The organism is Psychrobacter sp. DAB_AL43B (assembly GCF_900168255.1).
Classification (GTDB): Bacteria; Pseudomonadota; Gammaproteobacteria; order Pseudomonadales; family Moraxellaceae; genus Psychrobacter.
Map to the genome: position 1 here is coordinate 3,075,791 of NZ_LT799838.1, position 17,312 is coordinate 3,093,102.

The window sequence follows — 17,312 nt, forward strand, 5'->3', positions numbered from 1 at the left end:
CGATAACGTCCATTATTACTCATCAGCCATTGTCTATGCAGTGGCTTTTTTTACCCCCATTATTTCTGTCCACATTCTAGTCTTTTAGGTAGCTTTGTTATGTCCGCATCTATGCCAGCTTATATGAGCGATCCCACTGATGAGCAGCTAAACGCGCTTAACATGGCGATGGATCATAAGTCATTTAAAGTGGTCGCCTATGCCGGTGCCGGTAAAACGACGACCTTGAAGCTCATCGGTGAGCGCTTGCGTGGACGCGGCTTGTATTTAGCCTTTAACAAAGCCATTGCTAATGATGCGCGCTCAAAGTTTCCGTCACATGTGGACTGTCGTACTTTTCACTCACTCGCCTACCGCCACGTACCCCGCGATATCACTGCTAAACTGTCTTTGCCGCGCTTCTCACCCAAACGCCTTGGGGATGATTTGGGCTTGCAACCGGTACAAATCCGTCGGCAGATGGATGGGGTAAATAAATATATTACTTTGACTCCAGCACGATTGTCGCGCTTTGTCAGTGACGCGGTGAGCAATTTTTGTAGTACGCATGCCAGCTACCCTGCGCCAAGGCATATCTTGTTTCCAAGCTGGCTTGATGCCTCAGATGCCGAGCAGCTACGTGAGATGCTTTACCCTGCCGTGGAGCAGCGCTGGTTACAGTCGATTGATGCACGTCACCCTGCTGGTATCGGTCATGATATTTATCTTAAACTTTGGGCATTGTCAAAACCTAGTATTCCAGCGGATTTTATCTTATTTGATGAAGCACAAGATGCCGATCCATTGATGATGGGAATTCTGACCCAGCAGCCACGGCAAGTGATTTATGTGGGCGACGCTCACCAACAGATTTATGAGTGGCGCGGCGCAGTCAATGCCATGAAACAGCTACCATTGCCACAAACTTTATTGACGCAGTCCTTTCGTTTTGGCGAACCGATTGCCGACATTGCCAATACGCTGTTAAAGGCATTGCAAGAAGATGTGCCGCTAAAAGGCAACCCTAAGAAACAGTCTTCTACTGATAAAGGTATGGTACATAGTAAAAAAGATGCCATTCTTTGTCGTACTAATGCCGCTGCTATGTCACAGCTATTAACTGGTCTAAAGCTTGGACATCGGGTGGCGCTACAAGCCGATACTGACCGTATGCTCAAATTCTGTCAGGCAGCCGAAAATTTAAAAAATGGTAAATCGGCGTATGGTGTACCTGAGCTGGCGTATTTTTATAATTGGAGTGATGTACAAGAGTATTCTGAAACCAATGAAGGTAGCGATCTAAAAACGCTGGTCAAATTGGTTGATGATCATGGCACCAATGTGTTGAGCCAAGCCGTTAACAGCTTATCCAGTATTGAGAATGCCGATTATGTTATTTCAACTGCCCATAAAGCCAAAGGGCTTGAATGGGGAAAAGTACAGTTAGACGATGATTTTTATTATGATGTGACGACCAATGCGGTAAAAATCAGCCCAGAAGAATTACGTTTGCTCTACGTTGCTTGTACGCGTGCGCAAAGCAATTTAGATATTCATAATATTAAAGATTTGATATCAGGATTGCAAACGGGGAAAAAGGTGATTTTTGGCAATTCTTAACCTTACCATTTGTGCCATCGAATAGATTTTGATTATGCCAATTTATAATGATAATGCCTCATCAATAGACAATGAACAATAAGCCATGAATAATCAGCAGCCTAATATTTTGTCTCAACCTTTATCGCACCTATTATCTGAGGCACTGCAAGAGCGCCAAAAAACCATACAAAACCTATTTAACAACCCAGTCCGCCTCCTCGCCCCAATGGAAGGTTTGACCGATCCTCTTATGCGGCAAATTCTAACGCAAATTGCCGCTGATTTAGGTCGTCCTTATGACTGGTCGGTGAGTGAATTTATCCGTGTCACCCAGCACGTCTTGCCAGCCCATGTATTTTATAAATATGTTCCAGAGCTGCATCATGACGCTAAAACAGCATCTGGGACACCGATTCATATCCAACTACTAGGAAGCGAAGCACAGCTGATGGCAGAAAACGCTGCTTACGCTTGCGAGCTTGGTGCGCCTGCCATCGATATTAACTTTGGTTGTCCCGCTAAAACCGTAAATAGCCATCGCGGTGGCTCAGTGTTACTTGATGAGCCTGAAGTGATGTACGACATTATCAGTGCCGTACGTCAAGCCGTTCCTGCCCACATTCCAGTATCAGCGAAGATTCGCTTGGGCTATACCGATAGCAGTCGCATGGATGATATTCGCGGGGCGATTGCTTCTAGCGGCGCCGATTGGCTAACCATTCATGCGCGGACGAAAACTCAAGGCTATAAACCACCTGCCTATTGGGATAAGATTCAAAATTTTAATGCGCTTAGTATTCCGATAATTGCCAATGGTGAAATATGGAACGCGGAGCACGCGCAAAACTGTATGGCGCAAGCAGGGACAGCGCATTTAATGTTAGGTCGCGGCGCAGTCACCCGTCCCGACTTGATTGCGCAGGTCGACAATAGTAATCTTAATAATTTAGAAAATACGACAACATTATTATGGCAAGATCTGATTGCTCATCAGATTAAGTTTTTAGAAGGCGCAGCGAAAAGCGAAGTGATATTAGTCGGTCGTTATAAGCAGTGGCTTGGCATGCTGACCAAAGGCTATAGCGAGGCTCAAATACTGTGGGACAGTATCAAACGAGAAAAAAACAAAGCAGTGATTATCCAAGCACTACAAACTAGCACAAAGTAATAATCGGCTGCTTTTATTATAAAATGATGCCATTAATTAAATACATTCAGTTAAAAACTAACCCGAATGGCTAAATAAAAGAGCATGAAGCAACAGATAATCGATAATACCCAAAGAATGGAGCGGAACACTGCCAAATTGGTAATATATGCCACGCAAAAACCAATACGAATCAGCACGTATAGCCATGCCAATGTATTGACAATCATCTGTGGGACAAAAAATAGCATCGCAACCAACACCGCCGCCAAAAAGACGGGCAACGTCTCATAGCTATTTTGCTGTGCTGCATTAGCACGTGCCGCTGCGCCCGTCGTACCTTGCAAAAAATCTCGCGGATGCGCATTATCAGTCAAGTTAAAGCCGCCGAGCGCTTTTGCAGTTAACGCCATTGCTAATGGCAACAGACTTGCCACTATCATCGCCCAAATGGCAGACGCTGCGGTATCAGAGACCAATCCAAAAAATGAATTCATGAGTATGTTTGCCTTTATCCTGCGATAACTTCAAAATCGTGGGTCACATTCACCCCGCCCTGTACCAACATTCGGCTGGCTGAGCAGTATTTTTCTGCAGACAATTTTATGGCTCTTTCTACTTGGCTTTCTTTGATGTCTTGTCCCTTCACAATAAAGTGCATATGAATATCCGTATAAACAGCTGGTACAGTTTCGGCACGTTGGGCAGTCAGCTCACAGCGTACGTCTGTTACTTCTTGACGAGATTTTTGTAAAATCGATACCACGTCATAACTGGCACAACCGCCAAGCCCTAATAAAATCAGCTCCATCGGGCTTGCGCCTTTTTCTTTATCGGCATCGATTTGGACGTTATGACCTGATGGTGATATACCCATAAAGGCTTTGTTTTCTTGCCACGTAACACTTGCTTTTGACTCTGACATTTTGGCGAACCCTTGTTTTAATTGGTAGATAGTTAATCGCGAATAGAATATTTTTTATTGGCTTCTTTCATTAGCCAATTTCATTAACTTAGTATTTTATTATTGATTGAGATAAGCAGAATATGACTAGTGTAACATAAGCTAAAACGAGATTTTATGAAGCATTGTCTTGTACCATTAAGTTAGCATATATGGTATATCTACCCGCATAAACGAAGTAAAAACCAACAAACAGAAGTACAAATTCATCAAAATAGTTTGTTGAACAAATTTACAAAAGTCTGTTTATATCCCCCTATATAATTACTTAATTTTAAATGACTAAACTCGTGAAACATTTTATAGCAAAATACTGTTACACATTTGGCTTGTTTCTTGGTTTAATAACGGTAATGAATCTTATTTTGACCTGATATCGACAACGATCACCCTATAATAATTATGATTGCGGTCAGTGTGTCCTGTCAAGATAAGCTGTTTTAAACAACTTAAAAGGTTAAGTCATGATAGATGCAGACGGCTTTCGCGCCAATGTCGGCATCATCTTGGCAAATACACAAGGGCAAGTTCTGTGGGCAAAACGCATTGGTCACAACGCTTGGCAGTTCCCTCAAGGCGGCATCGACCGCGGGGAGACGCCGATGGATGCGATGTATCGCGAGCTCTGGGAAGAGGTCGGTCTACATCCACGTCATGTGGATCTACTGGCGGTCACGCAAGATTGGTTGCGCTACCGCTTGCCAAAGCGCTATGTGCGCCATGGGCAGTATCCTTTGTGTATTGGGCAAAAACAAAAATGGTTTTTGCTACGCTTAGATGAGCCGAACACCCAACATATCCGCTTTGATGAAGGGAAACCAGAATTTGACAACTGGCAATGGGTCAGCTACTGGTATCCACTCGGACAAGTGATTCACTTTAAACGTGGGGTATATCGCCGCGCCTTGCAAGAATTGGTGCCCGAACTACCGCTCAAACAAGAACTTATTATTCCAGAACAAAACAACCATTTGTTGGTGGAATAAGGTCACTGATTGCTTCGACAATTTTAGAATAAAAAATCCCCATATTGATTGTTCATCATCACTATGGGGATTTTTTTATGTTAATTCTGCTCAATGTTTGCATTCACGACTAATAATTTCCGCTTGTATCTTTTTATCTGGCTCAATATTTTTTCGCAAAGTTAAAATGCTTTGCGTACGTGTACCATAGCTTGGCAGTGCTGTAGGACTGATACCTGTAGAATTGGCACCTGTCAAATTTGCACCTTCAATATAAATAGACGACAGTGCTTGTTCTATTTTTATATCGATACCAGTATCGGGGAGATTATCTACTGGCGCGGTGGTATTGTCCGACATGACAGAAAAAGCAGCCTCTTGCCAATACTCATGTGCGCTGTTCTCGCTAATTAATGGTAATACCTCTTGGCGTAGCCGACCGCGTAGCCGCTCAGTTTTAAACCAACCTTCTTCTGGCTGACCATTAGAGAAGACGTGCAAGCCTGCATGTAACGGTGTCGGTGCATGACCGCGGTTATTAACGACAACCGCTTGCTTGCTATTACCAATAATAAGGTTAAATCCTGCATAATCTTGTAGGCTTATTTGCCGTGCAAAGTCCATCGGGCTTAAGTCACTAGTCAAAAAATCAGTCACTAATTCACCACGCGAGCGCTCATTATTACTTGCCTGTACACCATCACGAAAGTTCAATACCGCCGCCCAGCGTCCATTTTGTTGATGAAAATTCGTCTGCTGCTGTTGGTGAATGCCCAGCCACGTACCGCCACTTTGCTTATCGCGTCCCGCATAAATAGGCTGATCTATCCATTGATGCAGCGGCTCTGTCGGACGCTGTAAAAACTCATCACGATTGGACAATAAAACCAAAGGTAGCTCATCAAATAACTGCCAAGCAATGGCAACGATACACATAGTTTTCCTTTTATATGATTATTATATAAGAATTTCAATATAAAACAGGGTCGTTCAAAATAGCGTTCTGCTAGGATAAGTTTTCCTCGCTTGCTGTGTGCTTCGCACTCCAGAGGCTTCACAAAATTTATCCCAGCAGCACTGCATTCTTTTTAAATTGAATCGATTATATGATTCTGATTTAGCATTAATTCGTGCTTAATTTTTTATCGGCAGGGTAGCTAATTTTATAGGTCGATTGCAGTACTTTAGATTGTTTACTCGGCAAATCAAACTCCCAAGCAACCATGCCCTTATTATCGTTCCAGTCTTTTTGGCTAATGGCTGGTGTGTGCGTCGCGGTTACTTTAATACTGTCATCGCTACTGACCGGTTCCGCACTTAACACTTGCAAGCGCACGCTACGATTATGCTGATTGGTAAATTGATAAGCTTGGGTAGTTGTTTTGGTTTGCTGACGATTAAACACGCCTTTATCACCTTGTTTGTTTTCATCAGTCAGCTGTTTGACGAGCAAGCTGGGATCAATACCAAAACCAATGCCCTGCTCTTTTAAGCTCTGATAATCATACTGCGACTGTCCAACATAGTTATCGTCGCGGTACAGTTGCAACGAACCGTTAGCCCAAGCTGGTGTCAAGAACGGCGCAGATGCATACCAATAAGCGGCAGCTTCGGCACTGGGTGTACTACGTAACCATAGCTTACTGATACCCGATTGCTCGTCAATAACCGTACGTACGTGCCTGCCATCACTAGGAATACTGACGCGCTGCGGTAAGCGATATTCAGTAATACCATTTTTATTTTGACTGCTCACCGTAAAGCTGGGTAACGGCGGCATATCTGCTCCAGACGCGCCACCATAACTAGCTCTAGCAGAAACGACTACTGGTGCAGATTCACTTTCCATCATGGGTTGTGCATAGCGAGCCAACTTATCTTGCCGCTCTTCATATAACGACAAGCGCTCGACTCGTGGTAATTGGCTGGTTGTCGTTTGATTGGGATTAACGGTACTTAAAATAACGGGTACGTTGTTCCAATTTTCGCCTGTTTGTTGGGCAATGATGGCAGAGGCGGTGATATTAAGCTGCTTACTATCGGTATTTAAGCGTGCTTGATAGGTTGGCTCCCAACTTGCACCGCGTACTTGATAATGCAGTTTAACGCTGCTTGCAGAACGACTGGCGATACGTACACTCACTTGGGTCACGCTATTCTGTGCCGAGGTGGTACTGCCCGCGACCAATTTATTTAGGGCGTCTTTAGCACGAGCTTCTTGCTTTTGCAGCTCTACAATCTTTTTATTAATACTTGCAGCTTGTGTCTCTAAATCGCGTGCATTATTAGCAAGCGTGCCAGCTGTAGTTATCTGCGTCACTTTAGTCAGGTTTTGCAAATAGGCTTTGGTCAAACGCGCTGCTTCTAATTCGGCGCTGATATTGGTTAGATTATTCTGCTGAGTCTGTACGTTAGCATCACCTTGATATTGACATTGCGCTGCTTGTTCACCGCTTAGCGTCTCAATACTAACCTCACCAATATTGACATTACCCAGTGCTTGTACGCTGATACTATCTGATTCAATAGCAGGCGATAAGCAAGAAAAAACCAGCGTCTGCTCACCTGTGCCGCTGATTGGCAAGGCGCGAGTCACACTGGCTAAACCTTGATAAATTGTAATTTGTTCGATACTACTGTTTGCCGCTTGCACGGTTACAGGAACAAAAACCGTTAAGCCTGATGCCACGGTGTATAGCACTGATAATGGCAGTATTTTCAATTTAAAGTTACTATTTAAGATTAACGCATCAAACTTTGTTTTTAATTTTTTATCGTGTAAAGGTGATCGCGGTGATAAATTAGTGTGCATAATGATTCCTTAGAAATTGATGCGCTTTTTTTCATCTTATCGGTTTTTTTAGTGCTTTGCTATCCATTCACTTATCTAGTTCCATAATTCGCTGCAATAGTCCGCTTCAATAACCATAGTGTCGATTAGCGTTAGAAAAAATACCGTGCTGCTGTGATAGCTAACCGTCTTTTATTTTGAACAGACGGTAGTGTTCGTAAGGGTCGAATTTTGCTATTATGACCAGCATTCTATTATTAATAATTATGATACCTTTATGATAATTCATCCTCAGTACGATCCTGTAGCACTGTCCTTGGGTCCAGTAGAAGTGCACTGGTATGGCCTAATGTATTTGCTGGCATTTGCCGCAGCTTATGGTCTGGCTTGGTATCGCAGCACAAAACGCGATAATTGGACCACCGATATGGTGTCTGATTTGGTCTTTTATGGTGCGCTTGGCGTTATTTTAGGCGGTCGTATTGGCTATGTGTTGTTTTATCAATTCGGCGAGCTACTACAAAACCCCGCCTACCTATTAAAGGTTTGGGAAGGCGGTATGTCTTTCCACGGCGGCTTTATTGGCGTCATGCTAGGTATGTGGTTCTTTGCGCGCAAATATAAAAAAACCGCTTTCCAAGTATTCGATTTTATCGTTCCTTGTGTGCCAACCGGTTTACTATTTGGTCGCATCGGCAACTATATTAACGGTGAGCTATGGGGGCGCGTATCAGACGGTGGCTATAACTGGCTGACCTATTTCCCGCAAGCGGCTGCCTTTGATATGGAGCAATTACAGAGCAATCCACAATTGCAAGAATTGATGATTGAGGTTAATGGTCAGTATGTGCTGCCGCGTCACCCATCGCAGCTATATGAAGCCTTTGCCGAAGGCCTGCTACTATTTATCTTCTTATGGTGGTATTCATCGAAGCCGCGTCCACGTATGGCCGCCTCTGCTGTGTTCTTACTAGGCTACGGCATCAGCCGCTTTATCATCGAATTCTTCCGTCAGCCTGACGTTGACCAAGGATTTGTTTTATTAGGCTGGATGACCAAAGGACAACTATTAAGCGCACCGATGATCATCGCTGGCTTAATCATGCTGATTTATGCTTATAAACGCGGCATCTATGATTGGGGTAAGCAGTCAGCTTATTAAGCTTTATCTTCCTTCAGCATTACCTTAAGAACGATATCAACGATGCGTTTGAACAGCGTAGAAGAGTAACTTTATGACCATGAACAACGTTATTATTAAAACCGAGCAGAGTAAAAACGAGCAAGCCTATTTAGACTTGCTAAAACACGTCATGACTCATGGCACCGAAAAAGGCGATCGTACTGGAACCGGTACGCTCAGCCACTTTGGCGCACAGCTACGTTTTAATTTAACCGACGGTTTCCCCTTATTAACTACCAAAAAAGTGCATCTTAAGTCCATCACCTATGAGCTGTTATGGTTTTTAAGTGGCAGTACCCACGTCGATTATTTACAAGAAAACGGCGTGCGCATTTGGAACGAATGGGCGACCAGCGAGCAAACCGCACGCTTCAATCGTCCTGCGGGTGATCTAGGTCCTATTTATGGTCATCAATGGCGTAATTACGGGGCAACTAAAAGCGCAGATGGTCATTATAATTTTGATGGCGTCGATCAAATTACCCAAGTCATCGAGCAAATAAAGACCAACCCCAATTCGCGCCGTTTGATCGTCTCTGGCTGGAATCCCGGTGAAGCTGAGCAAGTCGCGCTGCCACCTTGTCATACGATGTTTCAGTTTTTTGTCGCGGACAATAAACTCTCTTGCCAGCTCTATCAGCGCTCAGCCGATTTATTCCTAGGGGTGCCGTTTAATATCGCTAGCTATGCTTTGCTTACCCATATGGTGGCGCAAGTTTGCGGCCTAGAAGTTGGCGAATTTATCTGGACGGGTGGCGATTGTCATATCTATCAAAACCACCGTGAGCAAGTCGAGTTACAGTTAACGCGCTCGCTGTATACGCTGCCAACATTGACGCTCAACCCTGATGTTAAAGATATTTTTGCTTTCAAATATGAAGATATCAACGTTGCTGGTTACGAGTCGCATCCTGCTATCAAAGCGAAGGTTGCTGTATAGCGTTGGTCTTATTGACTGTTTTAAATAAAACCTGCATTTTAGAAGCTAATAAAAAGGATACGTTATGAGTTATGCCAACACCGAAGTTGCCCAAATCGCAGCTATCAGTAGCAATCGCTGTATTGGTAAAGACAATGAGCTACCGTGGCATATCTCAGCCGACTTGCAGCATTTTAAAAAGATGACGACCAAACAAAATGATGGCGCGATACAAGGTATCGTCATTATGGGTCGTAAAACATTTGAATCTATGGGCAGTAAGCCTTTGCCAAAACGTGTTAGCTTTATCATCAGCACTCAGCTAGATTATACTGAGCAAAAAGGCCTTGTCGGCAAAGATAACGCTTATGTGGTACATAATTTAGACGATGCCCTGACGCAAGCGGCAAGCCTCGCGCATGGCGCGCATCTTGACACGATTTGGGTGATTGGCGGTGAGCGCGTATTTAGCGATGCGTTGATGTATACCGACCGTATCGAGCTGACTCATGTCGATACTGAAATCACGGGTGGTGATGCGTTTTATCCTGAACTGCCAAATGAGTTTGCAGTCGCAGAAGAATCTGAGCAGATGCATGATGAAAAAAGTGCGTTAGATTTTAGGTTTGTGACTTATAGGATAAAAGCTGCTAAATAATAAAGTGCCGTCGTTAAAAAAACCAAAAAAACTGGGGCTGTTCTAATATTATTTAGAACAGCCCCAGTTTTTTATTATCAGAAACCTAAATTTATTGAAGGTTAGACAAACTATTCATGCAATACTTTATAGACCGTTTTCGCCAAAATTGGTCCAATACCTTGCACGCCAGCCAATTCTTGCTGCGATGCACCTAGCAATTGCTGCAATCCGCCAAAGTGATTGAGCAAGTCACGACGGCGCTTTTCACCCAGTCCCGGAATTACTTCCAACACTGACGATGAACGGCGCTTATCACGCTTTTTACGATGCGCAGTAATCGCAAAACGATGCGCCTCATCACGAATATGCATCAATAAATGCAGCGCTTTGCTATCCATGGGTAAATCAAGCGGCTCATGATCAATAAAGTGCAATACTTCAAGCCCAGCCTTGCGCCCTTCTCCTTTTGCCACGCTAATCAGCAAGGTATCACCAAGAATACCCAACTCTGTCAGTACTTCTTTGGCTATTCCAAGTTGACCTTTACCGCCATCGATAAGCAGCAAGTCAGGCAGCGGCTGCTTCTTATAACGACGGGTCAGCACTTGCTTCATCGCGGCATAATCATCACCACCGACAATGTCATGAATCGCATATTGACGATAATCACGGCGACGTGAGCCACCTTGATCAAAGACTACGCAGCTACCAATGGTCGCCTCGCCCATCGTGTGCGAAATATCAAAGCACTCAATACGATCAATGGTTCGATCAGTGACGTCAGCCAAGACGTCTTTGAGTGCGCCAAAACGCGCATGCAACTCTAAATAATCGCCAAGCTTGGTTTTTAAGGCATTATTAGTATTAAGCTTGGCTAAGTCTAACCATTCGGCACGGTGCTCACGGACGCTGGTTTTGATGACGACTTTACTACCAAAATGGCTCGCCAGCGCTTCACTGACCGCAACCTGATCCGGTAGTTCATGACTCAACATGATTTCTGCTGGTAAGTCATCAGTTACCTGAAAATAAAACGAGGTGATAAATGCCGATAAATTATCAGCAAGCGGCTCGCTGCTATCAACATCGGGGAAGTAATTCTTACCGCCAAGTACACGTCCGCCACGTACGGTCAAGACGTTGACACAAGTCATGCCTGCTTGACTGGCAATAGCAATCACATCCGCCTCGCCTTGCACAGTATAAACAGCTTGCTTAGCTTGTACTTCGCGCAGCATAGACAGCTGATCGCGATAAAACACCGCTTTTTCAAAATCTAATTCTTCCGCAGAAGCTTCCATTTTTTCAATCAGCGCGCTATGAATATCACTAGAATCACCCTTTAAAAAACGAATGGTATTATTAACATCTTCTGCATATTCATCAGCTGATACCAAGCCCACACAGGGTGCACGGCAGCGTTTAATTTGATATTCAAGACAAGGGCGCTTACGTTGCTTAAAAAAAGTATTGGTACATTGACGCATTTGGAACATCTTTTGCATCAACACCAACGTTTCTTTTGCCGCGTGAGCAGAGGGAAAAGGACCAAAAAAACGACCTTTTTGATGATTACCCTTACCGCGCCCGTAAGCCAATCTTGGATAGGGCTTATCTGCTGAAATAAACACGTAAAGATACGATTTATCATCGCGCAGTAACACATTATAAGGCGGACGATGTTCTTTAATCAGGTTTTGCTCGAGCAGTAGCGCTTCCGTTTCACTACGCGTGATAATGGTTTCGATATTATGAATACGGGCCACCAGTGCGCGTGTCTTCGGATGATCAATCGTTTTAACAAAGTAGCTGTTCACACGACTTTTAAGCGATTTTGCCTTACCGACGTATAAGATATCGCCATTTTTACCCAGCATTTTATAAACCCCTGGCAAATTTGGCAGGCGCTGGATTAAATGCTTCAGACGGGCTTTTTTATCGTCGACGAGGCTCGATGCGGAGACATTGACCATAGAATTTATTGCTCTCAAGATACTGATATACAGCTATTTATGGGGCGATAGTGAGCGTTTTACAAGAACAGTTATCAGCTTAGCAATAACCATAAAAAAAGCCAGCACCAAGGCTGACTTTTTTGCAAAAATAACAATAATTCTAATGACGGAAATTTGGCATTAATGCTGGAATACCCGGCAACATACCAACGATAGCCATCACGCCCGTTAATATCACAAAAGTAATTACAGGAATAATCCAGCGGCTCATCTTGGTTAGATTAGCACTACGCTCTTTAGAGCCAATTAAACCTAAATTATCAAGCACCAAAGTAATTGACCAACCAAAGGCTGGATTTACCAACGCTGAGGCAAAAACGACAATGGCAGCGGACTGGGTGGTTTTACCTTCACGTGTCATCTCCATTCCTGCTTCAAGTAGCGGAATAAAGACCCCGACAATGAGCGCCACACACATAACTGGCTCCCAAATTGCCAAATCCATGGGATAACCCCAAACACCAGCGATGATACAGAAAATACCGGTTAAAATCGCACCAGCTGGAATAGGACGCTTCGCAATCGCTGCTGGTACAATATATGTACCCCATGAGGAGGCAAAGTTTGCACCGCCAAGTAAAGAGCCTACCACCTGACGAAACGAGGCACTGGTCATCGTATCATCAATATCCATCAGCACACGTTCGGTACGTTTGGGATAGCTGATTTTTTGGAAGACCTGATGACCCAAAAAGTCTGGTGACCACATGGCAACCGCCAACACCGCAAATGGCAGTACGACGATAAAGCTCTCGACCGTTGGTAATCCTAGCATCCAACCGGTGTTTTCGCCCCACCAATACATCGGGCTCATATTCGGTAAACCTGGCGCTGTTTTAAAAGCGAAGGGCGCACCCATGGCAAAGGCGACCCCGCCACCTAGCAAGCAACTAAGCGGCACGGCAAGCCAGCGTTTTTGAAAATTCTCTAGCACCGCATAAAGTATGATTGTGAGTAGAATCACCACAAAGGCAATATGTGCCATACCGATGCCTTCTGCCCAAGTAAACAGATTTTTAACTTGAGAGATGGTACCAATAAAGCCCAAATATAGTAGTAAACCACCGCACACGCCTTTACTGGTCAAGTTTGCCAGCAGACTTCCCCCTTTACTAATGGCAAGCAATAAGCCAAAAGCACCGATAAGCAGACCAAAAGCCATTGGATGACCACCAGCGGCTACGACAATAGGAATGAGCGGGATTAGTGGACCATGGGTACCCGCAAGATTCGCTGTAGGTAGCAAAAAACCTGAGAATAAAATAACGAAGAACGCCACGATTAACAGCTCATAACGGACGTTTTCTAGAACAAATGCATCACCCAAACCAAGCGGTCCTGCGAAAGTAGCGGCAATGGCGCCGACCATCACGACTTTGCCAATGGTTGCCGCCATTGCCGGAATCGTATCTTCATATTCAAAACGATAATCACGGAACGGCAAATTAGGACGCCAGCGCTTGGGCTGCATAATTTGTAATTCATGGTTCAGATAGGCGTTACGGTTTTTAAAACTTGAATTGGGCTTATGTAAATCTACATAGCTACCTTGCAAATCACTATCAGAGGGGATTGGGTGCTGCGGATTGGACCCTGTAGCGGGAAGCTGTGTATCACTCATCACATTTCCTTATGTCGACCGACGTTTGAGTGACTACCCGTTCATTTACTAAACTTGCTATAAACGTTAAGTCACCATAGACAAAATTGCGGCTATTGTATGCTATGAGACTTTGAAATGCGAATTTATAACGATTAAAAGATACTATATGCATCGTTATTATTGATAACTTAAAGTTTCCATTTATGACTATCTGAAACTTATCAGATGCTTATATAATAAAAGGACATACAATTACGCTATATCGACGGACTAATATGAAACTAGTTTAAGCTAAAACACACATTTTCTTTTTTGGCTAATTGCGCCAACAATTATAAACACCATTACGATAAGTGATTAATAATAATAGAAAGTAACGATTAAAGTTCTGCTTCAGTTACGCTTTAGGTCTAGCGACTTTAGTTATTTTTAATTATGATGAATACCTTTTTATCAATCACGATTGATTAGTAGCCGTCTAAAAAATCAAGAAAAGGCCATAGGATAAATTTATGAGTTTACTACCCAGCAAACTTGAGACTCTAAAACGTAATGCTAAAAAAAACATTATGCCATTGCTCACGCCTTATCTGCTTAAGCTGCGTATCAACACTTATGCTCCCTATATCGGTGCCGGTATCAAAATTGAGCATATCAACCTTGATCAGGGCTTATGTGTAGTGAGCATGGGACTTAATAGTCTGAATAAAAATATCGTAGGTACACAGTTCGGTGGCAGTTTATACTCAATGATTGATCCTTTTTATATGCTGATGCTGATGCACCAGTTAGGTAGCAGCTACGTCGTCTGGGATAAAAGCTCACATATCGAGTTCCTTGCCCCCGGTAATAGCAAAGTCACCGCCCGCATGAAAATTCCTAGCAATGAAATCACAATTATCCAAGAATTGGCAAAGGACGGCGAACCCGTCTTTCGCGAATACCAAGTAGATATCGTCGACGATCAGCAAAAGACCATCGCTACCGTCACTAAGACGCTATACATACGCCTGCGTAAATACAGTAAATCTAAAGATCAAAACAGCCATATCGAAAATCTTGATGGTTAAAGGTAATTTTTAAAACGATCATTTAAATTTAAAGCGATTTGTGATTTAAAGCGTATTTATAATTTAAAGCACTACAAACAAAAACCCCAATCTGGCATACGCACAGATTGGGGTTTTGTCTTTTTTGGTACTACCCGCTTATTTATATGATAAACCTATGAATAAGGGCTTGTATCTGATTTTTCTTTATTGCCGAATCGCATAATGGACGGTTCAGCAACAAAGTAATATTAAGCACAATGCTTAAAACCAGATACTGGATATAATCTAAGCGTCAGCTTTTGGCTTAACAACTTTAGGTGCACGCGGAGCAAGCTTCTCGCGGATACGTGCTGATTTACCAGAGCGCTCACGTAAGTAGTATAGTTTCGCACGGCGAACAGCGCCACGGCGTTTCACTTCGATGCTCTCAATAATTGGTGAATGCAATTGGAAGGCACGCTCAACGCCAACACCGCTTGAGATTTTACGTACGGTAAACGCTGAGTTTAAACCGCGGTTACGCTTAGCAATTACAACGCCTTCAAAAGCCTGTAAACGCTCACGCTCACCTTCACGTACTTTTACTTGAACCACAACGGTATCGCCGGGTGCAAAGCTTGGGCGCTCAATCAATTGAGCATTTTCGATGACCTGAACCAATGGATGCTTGTTGCTCATGAGAGTTATCTCCTCACATTAGATAATAGAGGCTTAACGCATATCACCTGTTTGTAATAATTAATCGTATCTGTTTTAATGAGACACAACGTAAGTGGGTTATGACAAACGGCCATTATGCTATGACTCGTTTTATTGTTGCTCAAAATTTTATTACTTAACTGTTTATCTTTATAGCAGCTATCAACGCTACTTTTTATCTGCTTTTGCCAATGCTTTTAACCACTTTGCTTGCTCTACCGTTGGGGTAAACGCTTGCCATAAGTCTGGACGCCGCGTTTGCGTACGCTCAACTTGCTGACTAAAGCGCCACTTCGCGATATTGGCATGATGGCCTGAAAGTAACACTTCAGGCACTGCCATACCCGCAAACTCATGCGGCTTAGTATAATGTGGACAATCAAGCAAGCCATCGACGAACGAGTCTTGCTCAGCTGACTTATCATCACCCATAATATCAGGCAGACGACGTATCACACTATCCATTAGCACCATCGCTGGTAGCTCACCACCGGTCAGTACATAGTCACCCAGCGAAACTTCCATATCGACATACCGCGATAATAAGCGCTCATCAATGCCTTCGTAACGACCACATAATATAATCATGCCATCATACTCAGTCATATCGACCACACTACTCTCGCTCAGCGTCTGCCCTTGTGGTGACATGTAAATCACCGGACAGTGCGCTGCGTCCATACGGCAGCCATGTTGGCTGGCACGCAGACGAGCATCTTCAATAGCTAGTGACAATGGCTCAGCCATCATTACCATACCAGGACCACCACCATACGGACGTTCATCAATACGGCGATAGTTGTCAGTGGTATAATCGCGCGGGTTAATGCATTCAATCGTGACCTTTTCCTGAGTCACTGCACGCGCTGTGATACCAAAATCACGAATCGTTGCAAACATCTCAGGAAAAATACTAATCACGGCAAAATACATCTGAATCCTACATACAAGCGTTTAAATAACGACTGACATGATGATTACGATATTAACGTTATGCTATTAACATGACATTAATAAGCACTGAATTAACAGGCACTTAATTAACAGGCACTAAACTAATAGTCGCTTTCCCAAGCTACCGTTACCGTTTTACTGGCCATATCGACTGTGACAACGGTTTGCTTATGCCAAGGTATCAGGCGCTCTTCAGCATCTAAACTGTCTGAGGTTGCCGCTACACGCATGATGTCATGGGCACCGGTCTCAAACATTTCAGTGATATCACCAAGATACTGGTCTTGCTCATTCATAACCCGCATACCAACTAAATCCGACCAATAATATTCGTCTTCATTAGGTTCTGGCAATACGTCTTGAGCAACCCAAATAGTAACACCATTCATGGTTTCAGCAATATTACGGTCAGGGACTTGCTCAAACTGAGCAACAAGTCCTGTGCCTTGCTCACGCCACGCTTTAACAGTTAACGGCTTCATACCGGTAGCTGTTTTCATCCACCACTGCTTAATGTCAAATATTTCCGCATGTTCATCGGTGTCGCTAAACACCCAAAGCCAACCTTTAATGCCATAAGGCTTTTTGAGTTGACCGATTTTCATAAGGGTACTGGCGTCTGGAACAGATGACATAACGGCTAACCTAACAATATATAAACAGCAGTAAATAAATCGCGCCCGTTTAACCACGGTAGTCAACTAAAACAGCGATAAACAGTTAATCGCGCATACTGGTCAGACCAGCTACGCTGTGTGTTCTAAAACTACGAGATAACGCTATTATCACGTTATCATTT

16 protein-coding genes are annotated in these 17,312 nt (G+C 43.6%); 7 read left to right on the top strand and 9 right to left on the bottom strand.

Going from position 1 to position 17,312, the window contains the following annotated elements; genetic code table 11:
• The first annotated feature begins 99 nt into the window (after window positions 1–99).
• Together DABAL43B_RS13075 and DABAL43B_RS13080 are read left to right on the top strand one after the other, a co-directional pair.
• Window positions 100–1,599 carry a UvrD-helicase domain-containing protein gene (locus tag DABAL43B_RS13075; RefSeq protein WP_079692795.1) on the top strand — a complete coding sequence of 500 codons (1,500 nt, stop codon included), beginning with the start codon at window positions 100–102 and terminating at the stop codon, window positions 1,597–1,599.
• Between the two features lie 85 nt (window positions 1,600–1,684).
• Window positions 1,685–2,749, top strand: a complete 1,065-nt coding sequence (locus DABAL43B_RS13080; RefSeq protein WP_079692796.1) for a tRNA dihydrouridine synthase — start codon at window positions 1,685–1,687, stop codon at window positions 2,747–2,749.
• A gap of 50 nt (window positions 2,750–2,799) precedes the next feature.
• On the opposite strand, the gene DABAL43B_RS13085 is transcribed toward DABAL43B_RS13080, so the two are convergent.
• Complete coding sequence (locus DABAL43B_RS13085; RefSeq protein ID WP_079692797.1) at window positions 2,800–3,225, bottom strand: MAPEG family protein; 426 nt, start codon at window positions 3,223–3,225, stop codon at window positions 2,800–2,802.
• 14 nt (window positions 3,226–3,239) lie between these two features.
• The gene (locus tag DABAL43B_RS13090) at window positions 3,240–3,653 is read right to left on the bottom strand and encodes an OsmC family protein (RefSeq protein ID WP_079692798.1); all 414 of its coding nucleotides are present in this window, start codon (window positions 3,651–3,653) and stop codon (window positions 3,240–3,242) included.
• A 503-nt stretch (window positions 3,654–4,156) separates the two neighbouring features.
• On the opposite strand from DABAL43B_RS13090, the gene DABAL43B_RS13095 reads away from it, so the two are divergent.
• The gene (locus tag DABAL43B_RS13095; protein WP_079692799.1) at window positions 4,157–4,678 is read left to right on the top strand and encodes an RNA pyrophosphohydrolase; all 522 of its coding nucleotides are present in this window, start codon (window positions 4,157–4,159) and stop codon (window positions 4,676–4,678) included.
• A gap of 90 nt (window positions 4,679–4,768) precedes the next feature.
• Here the strand turns inward: DABAL43B_RS13095 and DABAL43B_RS13100 are convergent, their stop codons facing one another.
• Both DABAL43B_RS13100 and DABAL43B_RS13105 read right to left on the bottom strand, forming a co-directional pair.
• The gene (locus tag DABAL43B_RS13100) at window positions 4,769–5,593 is read right to left on the bottom strand and encodes an NRDE family protein (protein ID WP_079692800.1); all 825 of its coding nucleotides are present in this window, start codon (window positions 5,591–5,593) and stop codon (window positions 4,769–4,771) included.
• 187 nt (window positions 5,594–5,780) lie between these two features.
• Window positions 5,781–7,469, bottom strand: a complete 1,689-nt coding sequence (locus DABAL43B_RS13105) for a DUF4139 domain-containing protein (RefSeq protein ID WP_079692801.1) — start codon at window positions 7,467–7,469, stop codon at window positions 5,781–5,783.
• A 256-nt stretch (window positions 7,470–7,725) separates the two neighbouring features.
• Here DABAL43B_RS13105 and lgt point away from each other — a divergent pair, with 256 nt between their 5' ends.
• From lgt to DABAL43B_RS13120, 3 genes are all read left to right on the top strand, one after another.
• Window positions 7,726–8,610, top strand: coding sequence for a prolipoprotein diacylglyceryl transferase (lgt, locus tag DABAL43B_RS13110; protein WP_079692802.1), 885 nt, complete (start codon window positions 7,726–7,728; stop codon window positions 8,608–8,610).
• A 73-nt stretch (window positions 8,611–8,683) separates the two neighbouring features.
• The gene (locus DABAL43B_RS13115) at window positions 8,684–9,571 is read left to right on the top strand and encodes a thymidylate synthase (protein ID WP_079692803.1); all 888 of its coding nucleotides are present in this window, start codon (window positions 8,684–8,686) and stop codon (window positions 9,569–9,571) included.
• Between the two features lie 64 nt (window positions 9,572–9,635).
• Window positions 9,636–10,208: a dihydrofolate reductase gene (locus DABAL43B_RS13120; RefSeq protein ID WP_079692804.1), complete on the top strand. Its 573-nt coding sequence runs from the start codon at window positions 9,636–9,638 to the stop codon at window positions 10,206–10,208.
• 110 nt (window positions 10,209–10,318) lie between these two features.
• Here the strand turns inward: DABAL43B_RS13120 and uvrC are convergent, their stop codons facing one another.
• Both uvrC and DABAL43B_RS13130 read right to left on the bottom strand, forming a co-directional pair.
• Window positions 10,319–12,163, bottom strand: a complete 1,845-nt coding sequence (gene uvrC, locus DABAL43B_RS13125) for an excinuclease ABC subunit UvrC (protein WP_079692805.1) — start codon at window positions 12,161–12,163, stop codon at window positions 10,319–10,321.
• Between the two features lie 142 nt (window positions 12,164–12,305).
• Window positions 12,306–13,826: a DUF3360 family protein gene (locus tag DABAL43B_RS13130; protein WP_079692806.1), complete on the bottom strand. Its 1,521-nt coding sequence runs from the start codon at window positions 13,824–13,826 to the stop codon at window positions 12,306–12,308.
• A gap of 494 nt (window positions 13,827–14,320) precedes the next feature.
• Between DABAL43B_RS13130 and DABAL43B_RS13135 the strand changes: the two genes are divergently transcribed.
• Window positions 14,321–14,878, top strand: a complete 558-nt coding sequence (locus tag DABAL43B_RS13135; RefSeq protein WP_079692807.1) for a DUF4442 domain-containing protein — start codon at window positions 14,321–14,323, stop codon at window positions 14,876–14,878.
• 267 nt (window positions 14,879–15,145) lie between these two features.
• Here DABAL43B_RS13135 and rplS read toward each other — a convergent pair whose 3' ends face one another.
• From rplS to rimM, 3 genes are all read right to left on the bottom strand, one after another.
• Window positions 15,146–15,538, bottom strand: a complete 393-nt coding sequence (rplS, locus tag DABAL43B_RS13140; RefSeq protein WP_079692808.1) for a 50S ribosomal protein L19 — start codon at window positions 15,536–15,538, stop codon at window positions 15,146–15,148.
• A gap of 189 nt (window positions 15,539–15,727) precedes the next feature.
• Window positions 15,728–16,492 (bottom strand): tRNA (guanosine(37)-N1)-methyltransferase TrmD, encoded by a 765-nt coding sequence (trmD, locus tag DABAL43B_RS13145; protein WP_079692809.1) that lies wholly within the window; start codon window positions 16,490–16,492, stop codon window positions 15,728–15,730.
• A gap of 122 nt (window positions 16,493–16,614) precedes the next feature.
• Entirely contained in the window at window positions 16,615–17,148 is a 534-nt protein-coding gene (rimM, locus tag DABAL43B_RS13150; RefSeq protein ID WP_079692810.1) for a ribosome maturation factor RimM, read from the bottom strand.
• Window positions 17,149–17,312: the final 164 nt, after the last annotated feature.

What these genes read in the sequence shown, in the direction of transcription:
- DABAL43B_RS13075 (WP_079692795.1), top strand. Translation starts at nt 100, where the DNA reads ATGTCCGCATCTATGCCAGCTTATATGAGCGATCCCACTGATGAGCAG.
- DABAL43B_RS13080 (WP_079692796.1), top strand. Translation starts at nt 1,685, where the DNA reads ATGAATAATCAGCAGCCTAATATTTTGTCTCAACCTTTATCGCACCTA.
- DABAL43B_RS13085 (WP_079692797.1), bottom strand. Translation starts at nt 3,225, where the DNA reads ATGAATTCATTTTTTGGATTGGTCTCTGATACCGCAGCGTCTGCCATT.
- DABAL43B_RS13090 (WP_079692798.1), bottom strand. Translation starts at nt 3,653, where the DNA reads ATGTCAGAGTCAAAAGCAAGTGTTACGTGGCAAGAAAACAAAGCCTTT.
- DABAL43B_RS13095 (WP_079692799.1), top strand. Translation starts at nt 4,157, where the DNA reads ATGATAGATGCAGACGGCTTTCGCGCCAATGTCGGCATCATCTTGGCA.
- DABAL43B_RS13100 (WP_079692800.1), bottom strand. Translation starts at nt 5,593, where the DNA reads ATGTGTATCGTTGCCATTGCTTGGCAGTTATTTGATGAGCTACCTTTG.
- DABAL43B_RS13105 (WP_079692801.1), bottom strand. Translation starts at nt 7,469, where the DNA reads ATGCACACTAATTTATCACCGCGATCACCTTTACACGATAAAAAATTA.
- lgt (WP_079692802.1), top strand. Translation starts at nt 7,726, where the DNA reads ATGATAATTCATCCTCAGTACGATCCTGTAGCACTGTCCTTGGGTCCA.
- DABAL43B_RS13115 (WP_079692803.1), top strand. Translation starts at nt 8,684, where the DNA reads ATGACCATGAACAACGTTATTATTAAAACCGAGCAGAGTAAAAACGAG.
- DABAL43B_RS13120 (WP_079692804.1), top strand. Translation starts at nt 9,636, where the DNA reads ATGAGTTATGCCAACACCGAAGTTGCCCAAATCGCAGCTATCAGTAGC.
- uvrC (WP_079692805.1), bottom strand. Translation starts at nt 12,163, where the DNA reads ATGGTCAATGTCTCCGCATCGAGCCTCGTCGACGATAAAAAAGCCCGT.
- DABAL43B_RS13130 (WP_079692806.1), bottom strand. Translation starts at nt 13,826, where the DNA reads ATGAGTGATACACAGCTTCCCGCTACAGGGTCCAATCCGCAGCACCCA.
- DABAL43B_RS13135 (WP_079692807.1), top strand. Translation starts at nt 14,321, where the DNA reads ATGAGTTTACTACCCAGCAAACTTGAGACTCTAAAACGTAATGCTAAA.
- rplS (WP_079692808.1), bottom strand. Translation starts at nt 15,538, where the DNA reads ATGAGCAACAAGCATCCATTGGTTCAGGTCATCGAAAATGCTCAATTG.
- trmD (WP_079692809.1), bottom strand. Translation starts at nt 16,492, where the DNA reads ATGTATTTTGCCGTGATTAGTATTTTTCCTGAGATGTTTGCAACGATT.
- rimM (WP_079692810.1), bottom strand. Translation starts at nt 17,148, where the DNA reads ATGTCATCTGTTCCAGACGCCAGTACCCTTATGAAAATCGGTCAACTC.